Source organism: Pseudomonas sp. (assembly GCF_050739655.1).
In the GTDB taxonomy this organism is placed as follows: Bacteria; Pseudomonadota; Gammaproteobacteria; order Pseudomonadales; family Pseudomonadaceae; genus Aquipseudomonas.
Window position 1 is genome coordinate 24,446 of record NZ_JBOIBY010000252.1, and the last position, 21,556, is coordinate 46,001.

At 56.3% G+C, this 21,556-nt stretch carries 21 protein-coding genes; 5 read left to right on the forward strand and 16 right to left on the reverse strand.

All coding sequences use genetic code 11. The annotated features are described in order from the left end of the window. Nucleotides 1–14: 14 nt before the first annotated feature. The 11 genes from ACRESJ_RS12355 to ACRESJ_RS12405 all read right to left on the reverse strand — a co-directional run bounded on the left by ACRESJ_RS12355 (nt 15) and on the right by ACRESJ_RS12405 (nt 12,123). Nucleotides 15–1,577, reverse strand: a complete 1,563-nt coding sequence (locus ACRESJ_RS12355) for a diguanylate cyclase domain-containing protein (RefSeq protein ID WP_431758141.1) — start codon at nt 1,575–1,577, stop codon at nt 15–17. Between the two features lie 386 nt (nt 1,578–1,963). Beyond that, on the reverse strand, nt 1,964–2,149 hold the full coding sequence (locus ACRESJ_RS12360; protein ID WP_431758142.1) for a hypothetical protein: 186 nt from the start codon (nt 2,147–2,149) through the stop codon (nt 1,964–1,966). After that, complete coding sequence (locus ACRESJ_RS12365; RefSeq protein ID WP_431758143.1) at nt 2,150–2,392, reverse strand: hypothetical protein; 243 nt, start codon at nt 2,390–2,392, stop codon at nt 2,150–2,152. A gap of 131 nt (nt 2,393–2,523) precedes the next feature. Next, the gene (locus ACRESJ_RS12370) at nt 2,524–4,014 is read right to left on the reverse strand and encodes an aldehyde dehydrogenase (RefSeq protein WP_431758144.1); all 1,491 of its coding nucleotides are present in this window, start codon (nt 4,012–4,014) and stop codon (nt 2,524–2,526) included. A gap of 1 nt (nt 4,015) precedes the next feature. After that, a complete protein-coding gene (locus tag ACRESJ_RS12375; RefSeq protein WP_431758145.1) occupies nt 4,016–4,918 on the reverse strand; it encodes a dihydrodipicolinate synthase family protein in 903 nt (300 codons plus the stop codon). 81 nt (nt 4,919–4,999) lie between these two features. Further along, complete coding sequence (locus ACRESJ_RS12380; RefSeq protein ID WP_431758146.1) at nt 5,000–6,328, reverse strand: MFS transporter; 1,329 nt, start codon at nt 6,326–6,328, stop codon at nt 5,000–5,002. Nucleotides 6,329–6,408: 80 nt separating this feature from the next. Further along, nucleotides 6,409–7,725 carry an NAD(P)/FAD-dependent oxidoreductase gene (locus tag ACRESJ_RS12385; RefSeq protein WP_431758147.1) on the reverse strand — a complete coding sequence of 439 codons (1,317 nt, stop codon included), beginning with the start codon at nt 7,723–7,725 and terminating at the stop codon, nt 6,409–6,411. Nucleotides 7,726–7,863: 138 nt separating this feature from the next. Next, entirely contained in the window at nt 7,864–8,964 is a 1,101-nt protein-coding gene (locus ACRESJ_RS12390; RefSeq protein ID WP_431758148.1) for a GlxA family transcriptional regulator, read from the reverse strand. 46 nt (nt 8,965–9,010) lie between these two features. Further along, entirely contained in the window at nt 9,011–10,036 is a 1,026-nt protein-coding gene (gene proX, locus ACRESJ_RS12395) for a glycine betaine/L-proline ABC transporter substrate-binding protein ProX (protein WP_431758149.1), read from the reverse strand. 56 nt (nt 10,037–10,092) lie between these two features. Beyond that, the gene (proW, locus tag ACRESJ_RS12400) at nt 10,093–11,043 is read right to left on the reverse strand and encodes a glycine betaine/L-proline ABC transporter permease ProW (protein ID WP_431758150.1); all 951 of its coding nucleotides are present in this window, start codon (nt 11,041–11,043) and stop codon (nt 10,093–10,095) included. A gap of 45 nt (nt 11,044–11,088) precedes the next feature. Further along, the gene (locus ACRESJ_RS12405; protein ID WP_431758173.1) at nt 11,089–12,123 is read right to left on the reverse strand and encodes a quaternary amine ABC transporter ATP-binding protein; all 1,035 of its coding nucleotides are present in this window, start codon (nt 12,121–12,123) and stop codon (nt 11,089–11,091) included. 372 nt (nt 12,124–12,495) lie between these two features. On the opposite strand from ACRESJ_RS12405, the gene ACRESJ_RS12410 reads away from it, so the two are divergent. From ACRESJ_RS12410 to ACRESJ_RS12425, 4 genes are all read left to right on the forward strand, one after another. Further along, nucleotides 12,496–13,455: a LysR family transcriptional regulator gene (locus ACRESJ_RS12410; protein ID WP_431758151.1), complete on the forward strand. Its 960-nt coding sequence runs from the start codon at nt 12,496–12,498 to the stop codon at nt 13,453–13,455. A 240-nt stretch (nt 13,456–13,695) separates the two neighbouring features. Continuing rightward, the gene (locus tag ACRESJ_RS12415; RefSeq protein WP_431758152.1) at nt 13,696–15,033 is read left to right on the forward strand and encodes an MmgE/PrpD family protein; all 1,338 of its coding nucleotides are present in this window, start codon (nt 13,696–13,698) and stop codon (nt 15,031–15,033) included. Between the two features lie 196 nt (nt 15,034–15,229). Next, complete coding sequence (locus ACRESJ_RS12420) at nt 15,230–16,465, forward strand: aromatic ring-hydroxylating oxygenase subunit alpha (protein ID WP_431758153.1); 1,236 nt, start codon at nt 15,230–15,232, stop codon at nt 16,463–16,465. A 185-nt stretch (nt 16,466–16,650) separates the two neighbouring features. Beyond that, entirely contained in the window at nt 16,651–17,259 is a 609-nt protein-coding gene (locus tag ACRESJ_RS12425) for a trimeric intracellular cation channel family protein (protein WP_431758154.1), read from the forward strand. Nucleotides 17,260–17,362: 103 nt separating this feature from the next. On the opposite strand, the gene ACRESJ_RS12430 is transcribed toward ACRESJ_RS12425, so the two are convergent. The 5 genes from ACRESJ_RS12430 to ACRESJ_RS12450 all read right to left on the reverse strand — a co-directional run bounded on the left by ACRESJ_RS12430 (nt 17,363) and on the right by ACRESJ_RS12450 (nt 21,007). After that, nucleotides 17,363–17,728, reverse strand: coding sequence for a histone-like nucleoid-structuring protein, MvaT/MvaU family (locus tag ACRESJ_RS12430; RefSeq protein WP_431758155.1), 366 nt, complete (start codon nt 17,726–17,728; stop codon nt 17,363–17,365). Between the two features lie 179 nt (nt 17,729–17,907). Next, nucleotides 17,908–18,648, reverse strand: a complete 741-nt coding sequence (locus tag ACRESJ_RS12435; RefSeq protein ID WP_431758156.1) for a sulfite exporter TauE/SafE family protein — start codon at nt 18,646–18,648, stop codon at nt 17,908–17,910. A 240-nt stretch (nt 18,649–18,888) separates the two neighbouring features. Further along, nucleotides 18,889–19,104 (reverse strand): hypothetical protein, encoded by a 216-nt coding sequence (locus tag ACRESJ_RS12440; RefSeq protein WP_431758157.1) that lies wholly within the window; start codon nt 19,102–19,104, stop codon nt 18,889–18,891. 185 nt (nt 19,105–19,289) lie between these two features. Continuing rightward, nucleotides 19,290–19,832 (reverse strand): cytochrome b, encoded by a 543-nt coding sequence (locus ACRESJ_RS12445; RefSeq protein ID WP_431758158.1) that lies wholly within the window; start codon nt 19,830–19,832, stop codon nt 19,290–19,292. 254 nt (nt 19,833–20,086) lie between these two features. Beyond that, complete coding sequence (locus ACRESJ_RS12450; RefSeq protein WP_431758159.1) at nt 20,087–21,007, reverse strand: universal stress protein; 921 nt, start codon at nt 21,005–21,007, stop codon at nt 20,087–20,089. Nucleotides 21,008–21,296: 289 nt separating this feature from the next. Here ACRESJ_RS12450 and ACRESJ_RS12455 point away from each other — a divergent pair, with 289 nt between their 5' ends. Next, entirely contained in the window at nt 21,297–21,542 is a 246-nt protein-coding gene (locus ACRESJ_RS12455) for a hypothetical protein (protein ID WP_431758160.1), read from the forward strand. The last annotated feature ends 14 nt before the right edge of the window (nt 21,543–21,556 follow it).

The window sequence follows — 21,556 nt, forward strand, 5'->3', positions numbered from 1 at the left end:
AATCATCAGGACTCTCAAGCGTCCGGGGATTCAGTCATCGCAACGCCTTTTCGCCCCAATTGCTTTACGCCATACATGGCCTGATCTGCCGCCTTGAGTAGCGTATCGAGACTCTGGCCATGAAACGGACACAGCGAAATTCCGATACTGCACGATACCGAAAGTTCTCCTGCGCTCGTCATGACTGATTGCGAGATGCTGTCGAACACTCTTGCTGCCTTCAACTCAGCACTCTGAGGATCCGTGAGACCGGAAATCAGCATTACAAATTCATCACCGCCGTAGCGTGCAGCGGTATCACAGGCGCGCGAGGTGTGAAGCATACGGTGTGCGACCGCTCGCAGCACCTGGTCGCCGACTTCATGGCCGTGCTTGTCATTGATTTCCTTGAATTGATCCAGGTCGATCAACAACACGGCAAACGCAATCCCTTTCTCCTCCCAATCCGAGAAGGCCTGGGCGAACCGTTCGGCAAAGAGATACCGATTGGGCAGTTGCGTCAGCACATCATGAGTCGCGAGATAGGTCGATCGTTCGTGCTCGACTTCAGCCCTTTCTATTGCCTTGAAATGCCGGATCAGCACAATCGGCATCAGCACCAGTGCGGCGGCGAGGACCAAAAAGATCATCAGGATTTCTTCGGTCAGCACATCCCCCATGCGCAGTTGACGTTCGAATATCAGCGTCATGGGCTGCGACGCGCTGCGAACGTCGACACGGTCAGTCAATTGCGGCAAGAACAGGCGATCCAGAAAACCGGCGTGTTGAACCTGCGTTGAAAACACATCGCTTTCAATTCCGGCAGCTGTCTTCAGTACGGCGGCGATGTGAACCAAGGGATCGACGTTAGCGTCGTTCACGGCATCCAGTAGCGAGCCCGTCCTGATCAAGAGCAACGAGACCATCGTGCTACCAAAAAAATTAGGGGAAGCATTTTCTCGTGTGCCTGCCGGGCGGGTGACAGACTGCATCAGAATGTAGGCGCTATCGCCCTCGTACATTGAGAAAACAGGCGAGGCAATGGGCTTCTGACTGTTGCGGGTTCGAGCAAGCGCGTAGGACAGGTGCCCGACGGTTTCCAGCCTGACGCCATAGATCGAGCTCGATCCTGGGAGCGACGGGTACATGAACAGAACCGGCCATGTCTCGCCAAGATAGGCTTGGGGTTGGACCGGTTGCTGAGTGAGGCTTGGAAAATCCTTGAGCTTGAAGTCGGGGCGCCAGGTGCGCCGCAGCAATTGCTCAAACTCATTTTCCTGCGCGATGGGTACAGCGCGGGCCGCTTCGAGCATGTAGATGTGGGGATAGGCTGACAAGACGGCTGCCGCGTATCGGGCCGTAGCCTCGGTATCACTCTGATCGACAGCTTGCAGAAACGCCGAGAACCCCGACAGCACCGCTTCATTGGTATCGAGCTGATTGCGCACGATGCCGGAAATATTCTGCACGTACTCTGAAAAATACCTTTCCCTTCGCTGCGTCTCCGACTTCAGCAACAGAAAGGCTGAAAAAAGTACCAGCCCCGTCGCAAGAACAATGAAGCCCATCAGCGAGCTGCGCCGTTTAGTCCATATCATCCTGATTTCCCCAATGCGCAGAACGCATATAGTGCCGTGGGCATCTACAGAAATCAGCTGATATTTACGGTCTCTACCGGTTAAGCAGCAGGTTATGTGGCGTTCACAATTTCATTGATCGACGCCAACCACCGTGGGAGCGTGGCTTGCCCGCGAAGACGTCAACCTATCCAACATCAATGCGTCAGAACCAACGCCTTCGCGGGCAAGCCTCGCTCCCACAGGTATTGCGGGTGCATTCTGATAGTGGGTACACCCCCAATCAGTAGGAGCCGGCCAGCGAAAAATTCGCGGCCACCCCGGAGTGCCAGGATTCACGCGTTATCGTTGACGATTTCGCTGGAACGTTACGGGAGACCCATTGCGGGCCTACCGTAACGCTACGCTCAGGAAGTACCTAATCCCCGAGAAGGATCCGCCGATGCATTGGATGCATTGTTTTGCGGCGAGTCCGGTCTTGCTGGAGCATCGGCCTGGTCGGTGGTTTTGGTAACGGTGTCGCGCACCGCTTCGTAGCCCTCCTGGGCCTGCTTCTTCACCTTGTCCACCAGGCCCGCGCTGGTCCGTCCCATTTAACGCTGCTCGGTGGTGGTCGTCGGCAACGCCGCACCAATCATCGCCCCTACGGCAATACCCGCTGCGGCCATCATCAATGGCTGTTCCTTGAGCAACTGGTTGAACTGCTGACCCAACACCTGCGTATTGCGCGTCAACCGATCACTGGCGTCATGTATCGCGTGGCTCATGTTTTGAGTAGCGGCGCCAACGCTATCACCCACATGTGCAGCCTTGCCCTTGAGCGAGAGGAAAAACATCGTTTGCACTGGAAATATCAGCGAGCAGAAGAAGAGCTCCTTGCTTGAACCCCGCTCCAATCAAACAAGCACAAAAATCGCCACAACCCTTGGGGTTGAGGCGATCCTTGAATCACAACATTGAAGCTTTATCAGGACGCGTCGATCCAGATGGTCTTCAATTCGGTGTACTGGTCATGGGCCCAGATGGACTTGTCCCGACCACCGAAGCCGGACTCCTTGTAGCCGCCGAACGGCGTGGACGCATCGCCTTCGCCGAAGCAGTTCACGGTCACGATGCCCGCACGAATACCCCGCGAGAGCTTCAAGGCATTACGCAGGTTGCCGGTGTAGGCCGACGCCGCGAGCCCATAAGCCGTGTCGTTGGCCAGTTCGATTGCTTCGTCCAAGGTTTTGAAGGTGGTCACGCTCAAAACCGGGCCGAAGATTTCTTCCTGGAACAAGCGGCTGTCGCGCCCTACTCCATCGAGAATCGTAGGCTCAACGAAGATGTCCTTGGCCGTGTTGCCGCCAGCGAGTACATCGAGCTTCTGGTCCTTGGCGTGTTCGATGTAGGACCGTACTTTTTCAAAGTGAGCCTTGCTGATCATCGAGCCCAGACGGTTTTCCGGATCGAGCGGATCACCCATCTGCCAGTCGGCCAGGTGAACCTGAACGCGCTTGAGCAGTTCGTCCTTGACGTCGCTGTGAACGATCAGGCGCGAGGACGCGGAGCAGTTTTCGCCCATGTTCCAGAAAGCACCGTTGACCACATGCTGGGCGACCTGATCGATGTCCTCGACGTCGTCCATCACCACCGCCGGGTTCTTGCCGCCACACTCCAGCACGATGCGCTTGAGGTTCGACTCACTGGAATATTTGAGGAACAAACGCCCGGTGTCGGTCGAACCGGTGAAGCTGACCATCGAGACATCCGCGTGCCGGCCCATCGGTTCGCCAGCGTCCTTGCCGCCGCCAGGCACCACGTTGAACACGCCCGCCGGAATACCCGCCTGATAAGCCAGCTCCGCCACGCGCAACGTGCTCAAGGTGGTTTCCTTCGCAGGCTTGACCACGATCGAACAGCCCGCCGCCAGGGACGGGCCGATCTTCCAGGCGAGCATCAGCAGCGGGAAGTTCCACGGCAACACCAGGCCGACGACACCGATGGGCTCGCGCACCACCATGGTGACCGCGCCCGAGCCGGTCGGCGCGGTCGAGTCGTAGACCTTGTCGATCAGCTCGGCATGCCAGCGCAGCGTGTGAATGGTCTCGGGCACATCAACGTTCTGGCATTCACGGATGGGCTTGCCACTGTCCAGGCTTTCGAGCACTGCCAGTTCGTGGGCGTTGTCTTCCAACAGTTGAGCGAAGCGCAGCAGCACGGACTTGCGAGCCGAAGGTGAAAGCGAATGCCAGCGCGCGTCGTCAAACGCTGCCTTGGCCGCGGCGACAGCGACGTCCACATCACTTGAATCGCAGGCGGCAATCTCAGCCAGCACGTCACCGGTGGCCGGGTTGGTCGTGGTGAAGGTCTTGCCCGATTGTGCGTCGCGAAACTTGCCATCGATAAAGGCCTGATTGCGAAACTCCAGCTTGCCGGCCAGGTCGCGATACGCCTCTTTAGTCAATAGATCTGCCATTTCATGCCTCCCCGACGATTGCGGCGACGTTCTGTTTAAGGGTCTGGATAACCTCTTTCAGCGCCTGCTTCTCGGACGCTTCCAGCGGTTGCAATGGTGCACGCACGCCACCGGTGCGCAGGCCGTTCAATTCGCTGCCGTGCTTGATGGACTGGACGAACTTGCCGCCTTCGAGGAAGTCCATCAGTGGCAGCATGGCCGACATGATGCGACGCCCCTTGGCGAAGTCTTTTTCAATCACGCAGGCTTCATAGAGCGCCACGTGTTCGCGGGGGATGAAGTTCGAGCCTGCGCAGACCCAGCTGCGGGCCCCCCAGGCGAAGAACTCCAGGGCCTGATCGTCCCAACCGCAGGAGAGCTGGATCTCGGGATGGGAATGCGCCAGGCGATGCAGACGATTCATTTCGCCCGAGCTTTCCTTGATGGCGACGATGTTCTTGCACTGGGCCACTGCGGCGAAGAACTCGTCACCCATGGAGACGCCCATGCGAGCCGGGTAGTTGTAGAGCATGATCGGCAGGCCCGCGGCCTTGTCCACGGCCAGCACGTGGGCGGCGATTTCTTTCTGGGTCGGCAAGGCGTAAGGCGGCGAACCCACCAGCAGCGCGTCGGCTTCGAGCTCCTTGGCCTTCTCGGCAAAGTACACCGAATCCTCGGTGCGAATACCGCCAGTACCGACTACCAGTGGCAGGCGCCCCCTGAGCACGTCTTTCGCACGCTGGGCAATTTCCAGCCGCTCGGCTGTGGTTTGCGCGTAGTACTCACCGGTAGAACCACCAATGATGATGCCGTGGACTTTGGACTCGACCAGATACTCCAGAACCTCAGCGAAGGCCGGGAAGTCGATTTGGCCATCCGAAGTCAGTGGCGTAATGGCCGGGGTAAAAATGCCGTCGAAGTTCATGATGTTTCCTCCAGTGGTTTCCGTGTTGATTGCCCGCGACTGTCATCAGCCGGGTTCAAAAAGGGTTGGTTCTAAAATTGATTAATTCAGCGATGCAGCCTGTTGCAGATTCAGCGAACGGGTTTCAGGTGCCAGCAGCCACGACAGCAACAGCCCGACCAGCGTGACGCCAGCGGCGACGTACATCGTCTCGGCAATCCCCAATTTGCTCAGTGAAATCGGCACCAGATAAGTCCCCGCAGCAGCTCCGACCCGCGAGAGCGAGGTGCCGACACCCACGGCGAATGCACGGATCTCCGTCGGGAACAATTCGTTGGGGTACACCAGCGTCAGCACTTGGGCGCCACCAATGAACAGCGCGTAGGCAATGAAGAAGAACAGCACCAGACCGCTCGGCCCGGCGTGACCGATGGCCAGGCCCAGCAGTGCAAGGCCGGAACACAGGAAGCTGTAGATCAGCAGGTTGCGACGACCGACCGCATTGATGATTCGCGTTGAAATCACGCAGCCGATCACGAAGAACAAAGTAATGGCGACTGAGCCCAGCGATGCCCAATCCCCTTGCAGATTCAGGGCGGCCAATACTTTTGGCGCGAAGGCGTAGACGGCGAACAGGGGAACGACCGAGCAGGTCCAGAAAATCACCACGAACAGCATTCGTTTGCCGTAGCCCGAATGAAGCAGGTTGGAGATGCTGATTTTCTTGCCGCAGGACTGCTCCGGCAGGTTCCCCAGGGAAAATCCGGCGCCGTAGACCTTCTTGATGATCGCTTCGGCTTCGGCAGGTCGGCCCTTGTTGAGCAGCCAGCGTGGCGATTCCGGCGTGCCGATACGCACTAGAAACAACAAGGAGCCAATGATCGAAGCGCTGGCCAACACCAGGCGCCAAACATCGGAGCCCCAGATCTTGAACATCGCCGCGCCGACGATGTAGGCCATGGCCGCACCGGCGAACCACATGATGGTCAGCATCGCCAGCCGCGGGCCGCGGTATTTGCGGGGAAGAAACTCGACCAGCAGCGAAGTGGCAACGGGGTATTCGATGCCCACCGCCACACCCAACAACAAGCGCAGGAAGAACAGCGCAATGGCCGAGTCCACCCAGTACTGGGCCAGGGACGCGGCGATAAAAATGGTGGGGCCTGCGAACAACAGGCGCTTACGGCCAAGAATGTCGGTTAGCCAGCCGCCGAGGAAGCCGCCGAAAAAGATGCCGATCAGTGCCGAAGCGGCAATCATGCCCTCCCAGAAATCATCGAGGGCCAGGGACTTGGACATGTGTATCAGCGCGACGCCGATGATACTGAGGACGTAGCCATCCACAAAAGAACCACCTGCCGCGCGAATCGTCAGCAGTCGATGAAAACTGTTAAGTGGGACATCCTCAATTGAAACACCAACGTTCTTCATTTCTTATCCTTATATTCGATACATCGGGAAGCGAGTTGCACTTACAGCGGGTTCGGGACAGCCAGTAGGGATATGGCGGCTCAGCTTTCTCTGCCGGCGCGGAATTGCCCCCATTTGAGGTTCATGTTTACGCCCATCGAAAGAAACGGCTCAGGCGGGTTGCTGTTCGGCCCTGGCGCTTGCAGCAAAAACTCGATCAGTGCGCCGCGATCGCCAGCGAGCCAGTCGGCGAGCAGTTTCCCGGTCACGGTGCCGCGGGTAACGCCCAGTCCGTTGCAACCCAAAGCGCCGTAGACATTGGGTGCCAGTTCGCCGAAAAAGCCGTTGTGGTTGCGCGACATGGCCAGCGCTCCGCCCCAGGTGTATTCGAAGTCAACATTGGGGAGCATCGGGAAACGCTGATCGAATGACGCTTTATGGCGACGCACAAAACGCTCGTTGTATTTGCTGTTGCTGCGCCCGTCCGGGTTGAAACTGAAGCTGTTTCTGATCAGCAGTCGGTTATCCGGGGTGCGTCTGACCGTTGTGCCGAATGGGTCTGCCGGAATGGCGCCCCAGTACGGTTTGCCACCCAGGCGTGCCTGTTCTTCTTCGGTCAGTTGGCGAGTGATGCTGCCGTAGGTGTAGATGGGCAACATGCGGCCTTGAAGAAAGCCGAAGCGCATGCCGAACGAGTTGTTGGCCAAAATCAGTTTGTTCGCCGTGATGCTGCCGTTGGCGTGGGTCAGAACGGTCTTCGCGCCGTACTCCACTTCAAGAATGGGCGTGCGTTCATACAGCGTGACATTGGATGGCAGGCTGTCGGCCAGGCCCTTCACCAACGCCGACGGCTGAATCAGGATCGCGCCGGGGGTGTACAACGCCTTGCGGTAAAAATGCGTACCCAGATGCTCGGGCAATTCGTCAGCCTCGATCATCTGGTAAGGCTGCTCGAGTTTATCCAGCCCTCGCCGGTACGCTTCGAGCACCGCGATGCCGCGATCTTCCACGGCCGCCTGGTATTTACCACAGGCTTTCATCTGGCAATCGATGTCGAACTGATTGACCAGGTCACGCAAAATCGACTGCCCGGCCAGATTGAGCTTCAGGCTGGTGCGGGCGAGCTTGATATCGCCGATGTAGTCGTCGGCACCGATGTCATGGGGCAGATCGATTGCAAAGCCGGCGTTGCGCCCCGATGGGCCCAGGCCAACTTCTTGCGCTTCAATCAGCACCACTTCGTCATTGGGGAAATTCAGCGCCAGTTGACGCGCAGCGGCAAGTCCAGTGAACCCAGCCCCGATAATTACCCAGCGAGCTGAGGTATGCCCCTGGTGCGCAGGCCGGGGTTGGCGCGGGCGGCTCAGATGGAACCAGCCACAACTTTTATCATCGGCGGGTAGCGAGGTCACTTTCATAGTCTTAAACCGCTTATTGTTTAATTGCTTATATTGAAATCAACTGACGACAGTCCACGGGACACCCTGCCTGGCAACTTCGTGCCAACCATTTCTTACCGCTACGCAAACAGCTGTGTCAGAACTTACTAATGCCTGTCAAAAGTTGGCCGCAACCGCATATCGCCCTGCACTGCCACCATCATCGGAATAATAATTATCGCGAAAGGTCATGGGCGGCAGGCCAAACAAATCCTTGAAGCGTTTATAGAAGTGCGGGTAACTGACGAAACCAGTGGCCAATGCAACATCGGTCAAGGAACGATCACTTTGAACAATAAGTTGCCTTGCCCGAGTCAGACGCAACTCCAGGTAGTAACGATTGGGGGCGGCATTCAAATAACGCGCAAAACGTCTTTCCAGTTGCCGACGTGATACACCGACCTGGCTGGCGATTTCCTCGATTTCCATCGGCGCCTCGATATGATTTTCCATAAGGTTCAGCGCGATGTTGAGTGGACGAGGAATCGACTTCGGCAAGACGGTTATCCCGGCCTCGCTGCTTTGCACGGCTTTAGGTTGGTGCACGCGCTTTATTTCATTGGTCAGCCCGGCATCGCCCCGGCAACCGAGCTCCTGCATGATCGCCAGAGTCATGTCCAACGCCGAGGAAGCACTGGAGCAAGTGCCGCGACGCTGTTCGAAGACAAAATCCGAAGCGGCGATTTTCACTTGGGGAAAATACTCGTTCATCAGCCCGCAGCTATCGGTGTGGCAGGCACTGCTTTGCTGATCGAGCAAACCTGCGTCGGCCAGGTAAAACGCGGCATTCCAGACACCGGCGACGATGCCCTTGCCGGCGGCGGATTTCTTTAACACCCGACGAAGCAATGGGTTGGCGGACAGCCTGACCCTCTGCCCTCCCACAACAATTACCGCGTCACAGTTGAATTTCTCCAGTACCAGCCTTTCCGAGGAAAGCGGGACACCGATATCACTTTCAACCAGACCGCCTTGAAGCGAATAAGTGGACACCTTGTAAATGGTATTGCTGCTGATCAAGTTGCCGGTTGCCAGGGCATCCATGGCCGTTGAAAGCGCGGTCAGCGAAAAGTGATCAAGCAGAATGAATACAACCCGCACTACCTTTTCATGACCCATTGAATCTGTAGTTTGCCGAAATCCAATGTTCTGGAACTTCAACGTGCTTTGGAATGTATCCATCATTTTCCACCTGATCACTTTTACTTGTAACAGCACCTGAAACGACACCTGAAACGGCATCTGAAATATTGACAGCTAAGACTTAGTTCCTGGCAGCAGCCCGGGCGTCAGCCAGCCATTTGTCATATTCGGTCTGGTGAGCTTTGATCCACTCGGCGGCATGTCGCTTGATGTCGGCCAGGGATTTTTCACCTTTCTGCATACGCAAGTTCTGCGCACTTTCGTCATCGGTGCTGATCTGGTACTCGGACAGGAACTTGACCGCCACAGGGTTCTTATCTGCGAATTCCTTGTTCATGACGGCGTTGATGGTATCCACGGGAAAGCCGAGGTTCTTGCCTTGATAGAAGGTGTCCTTGCTCTCCTTGCCATCAGGCAGCGAGGTAAAGGGAACCGGCAGCCAGACCACGTCACGCCCTTCCACCAGCACACTGGCGATCCACTGCGGGACCCAGGTGAAATAAAGCACCGGCTTGCCTTGCTGGAATCGAGCGATGGTGTCGGCCATCAGCGCAAAGTACGAACCACGGTTGTCCACTACGGTCGGGCCGAGGCCGTAGGCTTTCATGTGATGCTCGACCATCACTTCACAGCCCCAACCCGGGTTACAACCGGTCATATCCGCCTTGCCATCGCCGTTGCTGTCGAACAGCTTGGCGATTTCCGGTTTCTTCAGGTCCGACAGATCCTTGATCTGATAAGCATCGGCGGTCTTTTTGTCGATCATGTAACCCTGCAGGACGCCTTTCATGACTTGCCCGACTTTGGTCATCACGTCGTCGCCACCGGCTTTATCGTAAAAAGCCTCATGCAGGTGTTCCCACTCATGCACGGTGAAATCCGCATCGCCGTAGGACAGCGCCAGGAACATCGCGGGGTAGTCGGTTTCCTTTGGCTGCTTGACGTCGTAGCCCAGGTCTTTAAGACCAGCCATTGCGATCTCGCCACGGAAACGCTCTTCGGCGATGGTCGGGAAAATAGGCGTGATGGAAACGCCCGCCCCTGGTTTGTTCGCATCAGCGGCATTAACTGCCGAACAAGCAATCGCGCCAAACACTGAAGCAACCAGACTCGCAACTACCGTTTTCTTAAGCTCTGCAAGTTTCATTTTTCACCACGCTTTGGGTTTTAGTTTTAGTGGGCAGGAATAGGTGAGCCGGTAAATTAATTAATCACTGGGCGCGTAACGTTCTTTTTCTTCAATTTCATGACGAGGCCTACAGGCCCGGTCTCATACCAGCGCTGACCGGATGCCAGGTCGCTACTGCGTTGACCCATGGCTTGGGTCAACCGGTCGAGGAACACTGCCAGCAGCACCAGCCCCGCACCGCCGACGCTCGCCAGGCCCATGTCAAGGCGACCGATGCCGCTCAACACCATCAAGCCGAGGCCGCCTACGGAGATCATCGACGCGACCACCACCATCGACAGGGACAGCATCAAGGTCTGGTTCAGGCCGGCCATCATGGTCGGCGCCGCCAGGGGCAACTGGACCTTCATCAGCATTTGAGTGGCGGTGCATCCAAAGGCCCGTGCAGCCTCGACCTTGTCGGCCGGCACCTGGCGGATCCCCAGGTTGGTCAGACGCACCAGCGGTGCGACGGAGAAGATGATGGTGACGATCACACCCGGCACGTTGCCGATACCGAACAGCATCACCACCGGCACCAGGTACACGAAGGCCGGCAGCGTTTGCATCGCATCCAGAACCGGGCGGACGATCATTTCGGTTCGGTCGCTGCGGGCACAAAGGATGCCGAGGGGAATACCGATAACGGCACAGAACAACAGTGAAGTAAGAACAAGTGCCAGTGTGACCATGGCATCGTTCCAGACGCCGATCAGCCCAAGCCCGGTCAAGGTTGCAACGCTGAAGATCGCGATGCGTTTACCGCCGATCTGCCAACTGATCAAGCCGGCAATGATGATGAACACCAACGGAGGCACGGAGAGCAAGCCCCACTGCACACCATCGAGTACCTGGTCCACCGGCCAACGAATGGAGCGGAACACCTCTCGGAAGTTATGCACCAGATATTTAAGGGCTGTTTCAACCCACGACCCCAATGGGATATTGATACTTTGGAAGGGGTCTAAAAAGTTAAAGTCCGACATGATGCTTCCTCGCCTCAGAACTACTGAACATTCTGATCAATGGAATTAATGGTTATTCAGGCAGCTCAGAAGATGGCCTTGGGAAATCGAGCCTTTGTACAGGCCAATTTCGTCCACGACCGGAATAGGAGTTGCCGAAGCAGCGACGATATGAAGTATTTCTCTTAAAGAAGCTTCCGCTTTAACCGGAGTTTGACGGCCAGGCTCATAGGTGATGCCCGAGTCTTGCTGGGCAATATCGCCGGCCTTGAGAATGCGGCTGGTATCGAAGCCATTGAAAAAGTCGCGGACATAGTTGTTGACCGGGTTACACAGCAACTCGCGCGGCGTGCCGATTTGCACGACCCGCCCGCCTTCCATGATCGCGATGCGGTGCCCGATGCGCACGGCCTCTTCGATGTCGTGGGAAATAAAGATGATAGTGCGGTTCTGCTCGGCCTGCAGTTTGATCAACTCGCCCTGCATTTCGCTGCGAATCATCGGGTCCAGGGCAGAGAAGGCTTCGTCCATCAGCAGGATTGCCGGGTCGTTTGCCAGTGCGCGCGCCAGGCCAACACGTTGCTGCATGCCACCGGACAGTTGATGGGGGTAACTGTATTCCTGGCCCGACAGCCCCACTTGTTGCAGGGCGCCCATGGCCCGGCAATAGCGTTCTTTTTCACTGACGCCGCTAATTTCCAGACCAAAGCTGACGTTGTCGATGACGCTCATATGAGGCATCAGCGCGAAGGATTGAAAGACCATGCCCATGTCTTTGCGACGAACTTGCAGCAGGTCTTTGTCCCCCAGCCCGGTGATTTCCTTGCCATTAAGAAAGATGGATCCGGAAGTGGGTTCGATCAAACGGTTGAACAGTCTGACCATGGTTGATTTACCAGAGCCCGACAAACCCATGATGACGAAAATTTCGCCACGGCGAACCGCGAAGTTCGCGTCGAACACACCAATGGCCTGGCCGGTTTTCTGGAAAACTTCGGCTTTTGAGGCGCCTTCGGCCAGCATCTTCATGGCCAGTTTCGGTTGGGTTCCAAATACTTTAAAGACATTCTTGACGGAAATAATCTCGTCGGCGCTATTCATATTCATACCTTGCCTCCTTCGTGTTTAGCAGTATTCGCTTTAAGCGAGATGCAAACGAGCGAAATTGTTCTTAAACGGCAGCGGTAGTAATTGCGTAGTTTCACGACGGTCTTCCTTTTATTATTTTTGAAACCCAGGAAAGAGGGGATGTTTCAAATTTATTAGCATCCCCTTTCTAAATCCAACTACATTTACAGGGACATTTTGATAACGTCGGGTTATAGGTCCAAAGCATCCATTTGCAGCACCGCCGCTACCGCTCAAGAGCGACTGTCCTTGGCCCTGCAACGACGCCAACGTAGCCGCAGCATCTCGGTTCCGTTACCCTCCCCGCGCTTCGCTGGGGAGCTGTACCGTTAGGAGAACGTAGTAATGTCCAAGCATGTCGATCCGGACACGATCCTGCTGAAGATGCCGTCCTTGAGAGCTGTAAAGGCGTTCGTGGCCGCGGCCAAGTACGAAAGTTTCACCCGCGCGGCCGAGGCCTTGTGCGTTTCCCAGGCCGCGATCAGTCGGCAGATCCGTGAGCTCGAGAGCTACCTGGGCGCCCAGTTGTTTACGCGGGTTGGTCGCGCCGTTGAACTCACTCCCGCCGGCGCGCTGTTTTTCGATGCCGCGCAATTGTCCTTCGTGAACATTGCGCAAGCGGCTGAACGGATTCGCAGCAGCCAGACGCAAAAGAAGGTGCTTACCGTCTGCTGCTCCCCTGCTTTTTCCGCACTCTGGCTCTCGAGCCACTTGCCTGAATTCGTCGCACAAAGTCAGGACATCGAATTTAACCTGATCACCACCCAGAATTTTCTGACCATGGAGCCCGGCGTTCAGCCCGACATCTTCATCACCAAAATCTCGCGCATCCGCGACGGCTATAGAAGTTATCCGCTGTGCCAGGACGTCATCTATCCGGTCTGTTCGCCGGAGTACCTCAAGCAGCATCCGGAGATTTCGACCATCGAGGGCGTGCGCGATTCGGCGCTGTTGAACCTGAGCCCTTATGGCCGTTCCCAGGTCGCCGAGCATGTCGATTGGGGCGTGTGGCTGGCGTTCCAGTCCATCGACATCGACGACCGTCCCGCCAGCAGTCCAGCGATTTTCAATGCCAATGACTACAACCTGCTGATCAGTATGGTTTTGACTCACCAAGGGGTTGCGCTGGGCTGGAATCACCTGGTGACACGGCTGGTGGAGCAAGGTTTGCTCGTGCGTCCGATTGAGCAGGAAGTGCAGTTGCGTAATAGCTGGCATTACCTGAGCTGTCGGGAGAATGCCGACAATGAAGATGAACTGCGTCGGTTTCGGGAGTGGATTCTGTCCAAGTTCCCCCGCCGCTAGTGTCGATAGCTGTACCTGTGGGAGCTAGCCTGCTAGCGATAGGGCCTTCACATTCAAATAAGATGTCGAATATGCCGCCGTCATCGCTAGCAGGCTAGCTCCCACAGGTTTTGAGTTGATTGTAGGTCTGCTGCATTTCCATCAAATTTAGTTATCAATTGCCCTACCAAAAAGTCGCTAGAGCCATCCCTTCCTGTAGCTCATTGTTGAGCGGGCCAAATCACAGGAAGGAATGATTGAATGTCACTGTTCCAATTCTGCCGCGACTTTGATTTCTTCGACGCCCCGCTCAAGACCCAGCAAATCCTGAAAAACAGCCTGCTCGATATCGTCGGGGTCATGGCCGGTGCGGTGTCCAACGACACCAGCCAACTGATGCGGCGCTTCGCCAAGCTGCACTACCCGGACGGGACCTACACCAGTCGACTGGTTTTCGATGGCCAGCGGGTCAACGTATTGGGCGCGGCCTGGGCCGGTGGATTTTCCGCCGACAGCCTGGACGCCCACGAAGGCCATTTCCTGTCCAAGGGCCATGCAGGCGCCACGGTGGTTCCCGCGCTATTGACCCTCGCCGATGCCCTTCACGCCCAGGGCAAAGACATCAGCGGCCATGAATTCCTCACCGCACTGTGCATCGGCTACGAGACCGGCCTGCGCGCCGGCGTAGCGCTGATGGCCACTTCTGCGACCTATCACGCCTCCGGTGGTTTTTCCGCCATGGGCGTGGTGTGCGCCGGAGCCCGCTTACTCGGCTTCGATGAACAGACGTTCCGCCATGCCCTGGGCATCGCCGAATACTTCAGCGCCCGTTGCCCGATGATGCGCGTGGTCCAGGCTCCGACAATGCTGCGCGACGCCCATGGTTCGGGCGCCTTTGTAGGCCTCAATGCGCTGTTGATGGCGAAGGAAGGCATGACCGGCGCACCGGCGGAAACCGTGGAGGATCCCACCGTCGCTGCGCACTGGACCGACATCGGCAAGCGCTGGGAGATCGACAGCCAGTACTTCAAACCCTGGCCCGTCTGCCGCTGGGCGCAACCGGCGCTGACCGCCATGCTGGCGCTACAGCAAGAGCACCCTGAACTCAACGCGCAGGCGATCGAAACCATCCGCGTGGAAACCTTCTACGAGTCGATGTGCCTGCAAGGCCATACCCCATCGAATGCCGATGAAGCCCAATACGCACTCGCCTTTCCACTCGCGGCGCTGATCGTCAGGGGCAAGGTAGGTCCAGACGAAGTCACAGGTGCAGCCATTAACGCCCAAGACATCCTGTCGATGAGTGTGCGGATCGAAGTCGTCGAAGCCGCCGATATCTCGGCGCGATTCCCCGACGAAATCCTCTCGCGCCTGACCATTACCCTGAAAAACGGCACCGTGATCACAAGCCCGATCACCGCTGCCAAGGGCGACCCGCATACAGCGCTGACCGTCGAGGAACTGGATCAAAAATATGAGCTGTTCGCTGTCGGCCTCGGTCAGAACAGAAGTCAGGCGGTGAAAAAGGCGATTACTCAGCTTGATCAATCAGCGTCCGCCATTACCGCCCTGGCGCCGATATTTGATTCCGTGGGTTAGTTCTCGAACCAAATCGATAACCTCAAATCATGGATTGCACCCCTGAAATGTCGTTTGTGAGGCCCGGCGCAGCCGATATAGGCTGCGCTCATTGTCACCCGTATTTGATTCAGTCGCGCATCAACTTGGTTAGTTAAAAACAATATAAGTCACGTTCAAAGGTGACCGCTCAAGGTATATATCCTGGGAGGATAAGATGGATAACAAACAAACCGTGTATAACCTGATTGCCCAACGTAAACCCTGGCATTCTCTCCCAGGGGCGCTGTACAGCAGTGAAGGCGCCTTTCGCCAGGATCTGGAACAGATCTGGCACCGCGACTGGATTTTCGCCGGTCACACCTTTGAACTCGAAAAACCCGGCCAATACTTCACCCTTCAAGTGGGTGATTACCCGGTCGCCGTCGTTCGCGGCAAGGATGGCCAGGTACGCGCTTTCCATAACGCCTGCCGTCACCGTGGCGCGAAAGTGTGCGAAGCCGATCACGGCAAAATGGCCAAGATGGTTTGCCCTTATCACAAATGGACTTACGAACTGGATGGCAACTTGCTGTTTGCCGGCAACATGGGCCAGGATTTCGACAAGAGCCAATACAACCTGAAAACCGTGCACTGCGAGATCGTCCACACCTACATTTACGTGTGCGTGGCGACCAAGGCACCGGATTTCGAACCCTTCCGCACAGCTGTTGCGCCGTTCATTGCCCCGCACAATCTCGACGACTGCAAAGTGGCCTTCGAGTCGAGCATCATCGAGCGTGGCAACTGGAAGCTGGTCTTCGAGAATAACCGCGAGTGCTACCACTGCGACGGTTCGCACCCTGAACTGCTGCAATCGTTCGTGGACAACCTTTCCGTCGGCGGCACCAGTGGTGACGACGATCCCGAACTTTCCGCCTACTGGAACAAGTGCGAAAAAGCCGGCTTGCCAAGCCGCCTGGTGATGGACATTAACGGCCAATTCCGCATGACTCGCATTCCGCTGTCCAAAGGCGCGGTCAGCTACACCATGGACGGTAAACCTGCGGTCACCAGCCGTCTGGACAAATCCGGTGAATCCGATATCGGCGCCCTGCTGTACTTCAACTACCCGTCGACCTGGAACCACTTCCTGGGCGATCACGCCCTGAGCTTCCGCGTCCTGCCAATCAGCGCAACGGAAACCATGGTCACCACCAAATGGCTGGTGAACAAAGATGCGGTAGAAGGCGTTGATTACGATATCGATCGGCTGACCAAGGTCTGGATCGCCACCAACGATCAGGACCGTACGCTGGTGGAGGGCACTCAACGTGGTGTGACTTCGCCGTCCTACGAGCCAGGACCTTACTCCGAAACGGCCGAGACCGGCGTATGCCAGTTCGATGACTGGTACTGCGCGACCATGCTGGATCGTCTCCAGGGACCGATTCCGTTGAAGTCGGTCGGCTGATACCTGTTCCAGACCTTGGCTTTTCAGTGTTTCACGCACCTGGAAGGCCAAGGTTTTCACATCACGCCTTTCCTGGCGGCCCCCCCACAGGCTTTATTCAAAGCCTGCCGTTGAACGTTCAGCTATCGTTGCCTCAAATCCTCGACATCCCTCAGGTACCTCGTTACCTGAGTAAGGAACCACGCATGCTGTACTTCCATGAAATGCTGGGCACTGCCATCTTTTCAATTACCGGTGTATTGGCGATAAAAAAGCCTGACGTCGATTTGTTTGGCGCAGTCGTACTCGGCATCATCACGGCGATTGGCGGGGGCACCATCAGAGACCTGCTACTTGAACTTCCAATATTCTGGATTGCCGACTTCAACTACATTTGGGCCGCCTTGTTCGCAGCACTGCTGGCGTTCTTTCTGACACAGAGACTGCAACAACGTTATCAGCTGTTGCTTTATCTGGATGGTCTGGCGGCCGCGCTGTTCGGCCTGGCAGCTACCGAGAAGGTGCTGGCGTTGCACCTCGCGGCGCCTTTGGCCGTGATGATGGGGGTGCTGACCAGCATTGGCGGCGGCATCGCCCGTGATGTGCTGGCTGGTCGAGTTTCGTTACTGATGTCGCGCGAGATCTACGCCACGCCGATCTTGCTGGGTTGCACCCTCTATGTGCTGTTGCGCGATCTGTTCCCGTCAGTCTGGATCGCCGGCAGCATTGCCTCGATGTTCACCTTTGGGCTCAGATCCCTCGCGATTTACAAGCATCTTCAGATGCCGGCGATTTTTTCTACCAGGCAAGGGTGATGGGCAATTGGGCGGCCGTTATCCGCAAAAATCAGCACAAAAAAAACGCCCCGAACAAGTCGGGGCGTTTTTTGCTGTGTCACTAGCGTGTATTCAAACCAACTTACTTGGCCAGCCAGGATTCCACAGTCGCTGAACCGTGCTCAGCTTTCCACTCTTTCAACGTCTTGTGGTTACCGCCTTTGGTTTCGACAACTTCGCCGGTGTGCGGGTTTTTGTAGACCTTGACCTGGCGAGGCTTGCGAGTTCCCACTTTGGATTCAGCGGCTGGAGCACGACGACCCGCGTGTGGATCCAGCAGGTTGATCACCTTCGGCAGGCTGTAACCGTACTCTGCCAGCAAAGCGCGCAACTTGGTTTCGAATTCAATTTCCTGCTTGAGACCAGCATCACCCTTGAGTGCTTCGAGTGCTTGAAGCTGCTCGGCCAAGTGTTTTTCGAGCTGGCGGAATTCTGCGAGTTTGGACATGACCGATCCCTTTTTGATAGTTGGCTAAGAGTATATTGCAAATTGTTGAAAGCGATAGTCACTGAACGCAATTAAAAAGACTTAAACGAATAAGCAACAGATGATGGGTCGTAACTGGATTAACGCAATGAAGTGGGGCTGTTTCGGTACTCCCGTGCGATTTCATCCAGAAATTACATCTATAAATTGCGCATCACCAACTGAACCCCGGTGACAAGAAGTCCAAACCAGGCAATGCGATAAAACCATTTCTGATTCACGCGACTTTGCAGCCAGATCCCCAACCAGACACCGGGTATGACTATGGGAGCCAGTGCAAGGCTGGCACCCAGATTGGTCGTGGAGAACTGACCCAGCAGCGCATAGGGCACTAACTTGATTGCATTGGTTAACAGGAAAAATACGTTGGTCGTCGCCACGTACCGCACTTTGTCCATTTGTTGAGGAAGCAAATACATCATCAGCGGCGGCCCGCCTGCGTGGGCGACAAAGCTGGTAAAGCCCGCCAATCCGGAATAAAAGGTTCCCTTGCCAACATGGGGTTGCGCGGGCGCCAGGGTGTGCCGGGCAGCCCACACGTTCAGGCAGAAAAATATGATCGCAATGGCACCCATCATGAGTGCGATCAGGCGTTCACTTAAAGCGCCGAACGAAAGTGCACCAATCAACACACCTATCAGGGCGCCTGGAAGCATGATCTTGAGATTGCCCTTGTCCCACTTACCACGGAAACGGCGCAGGCCAGTGATATCGGCAATACAAAGGATCGGCAGCATGATCGCCGCGGCCTGAGTGGGCGGCATATTCAGTGCAAGTAGCGGCACGGCAATACCACCCAGCGCGCCACCGAAACCACCCTTCGATATCCCGGTCAGCAAGACCGCCGGTATCCCCAACAAGAACAACTCAACCAGCGACATGCCCTACTCCATCTTGATCGTTAAGGCCGAAGTCAAACTCAAGCGCCGAATTGTGGCGCCTATGGCCTCGCAAAGGAAGGACAGGCAACTTGCTGGGACTTGCGCGCCCTCTTCTGACAGAACATTCGACATGATCCGTGAAAGTGGGCGTTAGTTTGATTGCTGATCGACGGGGTCGTATTGAAGCTGCGGCGAATTGTAGGAGCAGCCGGTCGACGCTCCTACATTACGTGCGTAGGCTTAAGCGAGTTTGATCGCACCACCCTGAATCTCGTCCCGCGCGATGCGCAAGTCGGTGGCGTCCTGGTTGAGCCGATGAATCAGGTTGAGCAGTCGTTGACGTAACACCTCGTCCTTTAGTTGCTCGGTTGCCCGCATCACATCCAGCGCCGCGGCCTCATTGTTGCTGGCGACGGAGTCAAGTAACTTGCGCACGCTTCTTGATGGACGATTCATTGTTGGCCCTTCCAATTTGGTTGGCGCTGATCATACGGCGGCTATGTTTCGCCAATGTTTCAAGCAAGGGCGGCTGCACACGAGCCTACGAATCAACAACCATAAGCTTCTACGCCAACTGCATCAGTGCTTCCATTTTCCAGCGCCTTAACCTGTGCGGCGATAGCGCCCGGCGTCACCAGGAATCAACGTCTGGGTAGCATCCGGCGCAACGTGTTATCCCTCACATAGTAGTGATGGAACAGGCCTGCCGCCGCATGCATGCCGATCAGCCAGTAACCGGCACTGCCGAGCAGTCTGTGCCAGTGCTTGAATTGTTTGACCATGTCCGTATCGACAGCCATCGGCAACGGTAGGGAGAAATCGAAATACGGCATTGGCTTGCCAGCAGCCGATAGCATCAGCCAGCCCAAGGCCGGGGTGGCGATCATCAATACATACAACGCCAGATGCATCAGGTGCGAGAGACCGGTCTGCCAGGCGGGCGGTGTCGGCGTGATGGGCGGCCGAGGGGTGAGCCGGGCTAATAGCCGGACCCAGACCAGGACAAAAATGCTCACCCCGAATACCCCATGCAGGCCCAGAAACAGGCTTCTCAAATGACCGCCGCGGGGCAGCAGGCCTTTGAGTTCGATGCAGCCATACACGCCTACAAACAGCGCCAGCATCAACCAATGCAGGGTAATCGACAGTCTTGCGTAACGATGGGGTGTGGATTTTCCAGCCATGGTGGACCTCTTGAGGGGCAGTGCGGACTGCGACTTTTCAGTCCGCTGGCGTGTACCCTGACTGCCCAGCCTTAACGCAGCCTGAAGACAACCTGCGTACGGGCAATGACCAACGCTGGTTTGGGGTTGAGCATCGCCAAGCCCATTGCAGCGCACCTGGGCGGGTGGGTCAGACGGGAAAATCGATTACCTACAGGACTGCGCTCCACTCTGGAGATTGGTCGCTCATAAAACGGCAAAATTGAATTCATGATCTATATGACTTCTGGTGAGACCACCCAGACGCTACACGGCAACTTGTACAACAGATGTTCCACCGTACTGCCTACCAACCGCTCCAGGCCGCGATGTCCGACGCGCCCCATGACAATCACATCGATGTCATAGGCTTGCGCATAGCTGGAAAGCACCTTGGCCGGATTGCCCATGATCATGTGCTGGCGCTCCGGCGTAATACCGTTGCGTACACAAAGTTCGCGAAATGCATCAGCTTGCGCGTCGTAAAGGGTCTTGGCTTTTACCGTGGAGAAAAACGCCGAGCCATTGCTGAAACCGAATTCATCCGCGCTGATGCTCGAAAGATCATGGGCGTAGATCACGTCCAGTTGTGCATCACAGATGCTCGCCAGTTTGCTGGCCTCGCGCAAAATCCGGTCGTTGAAGCCTTCGTATTGGTTATCGCAATGGAAAGGATCGACTGCGGCGACAATCTTGCGCGGCAAGACATTGTGCAGATGACTGACAAAATGCAGGGGCACCGGGCATTCGCGCAGCAGGTGGATATCCAGTGGCGTAAACATCAGGCGTGACAGCAGCGATTCATGCTCCAGGGCCTTGATCAATACGGCCATCGGCTGTTCTTTGAGATGAATGAGGATTTCCTGCAAGGGCCTCTCAACCCAGACGACTTCAGTGGTCACGTGCACACCGATCTTGCGCAAGGGGCGAGCCTGGTCTTCGAGCCACTGACGATGGCGCTCGACATAGCCCACACGCATCTGCTCCCGCGCCTGTTCGTTGACCATTCCAGCAGTCGCCAGCCCTTCAAGATAATCGAACGCCACAATGTGCAGGGCAGCGCCTGCAGCCTTGGCCAACGCGGCGGCCCGGTCGAAGGCGGGGCTATTTTCCATCAACGACGATACGACCAGCATGAAACGTGATTGATCAGACATGACAAATCTCCGGTAGGTAGTCGTGCATTCGCCAGCACCTGATGCTGTGGCGATAGTGGGTCGTGAAATCTTGCACTTAGCCTGCCGCTGTTCAGGGCATCGGGTTTGATCTTTGTCAAAGAGAGGGGAAAAGATGGTGTTGCCCCACGCGGTTGTCTCGCTTCGTCCAGTGACGAATTTATTGACCATTATCAATCTTCCGTCCGGCTCCCCGGCGCAGTCTGTGGGCTCGTGCAAAACTTTGGATTACGTTGTGCGCGCTGATACTCGAAGCAGTACGGAGGTCCCTATGATCATTGATATCACGCAGAAACCGGTAAGCCATTGCTGGGTCGTGTGCATGGATGCCCTGGAAGTGAACTTCAACAGTCTGGGAGAGGCACAGGCTTTTGTTGGCCAACTCAAGGCACGTATCGATGCGCCACATGTCTGGCCAGGTCGCGTTGCCCCGGCAAACGACACAAGACCAACACCTGACAATCAAGCGGCCTACCCTAATGGCAAATGGGGTTACGCCGACCGTTTGGAGAAGTGATGTAGGCCAGGCGC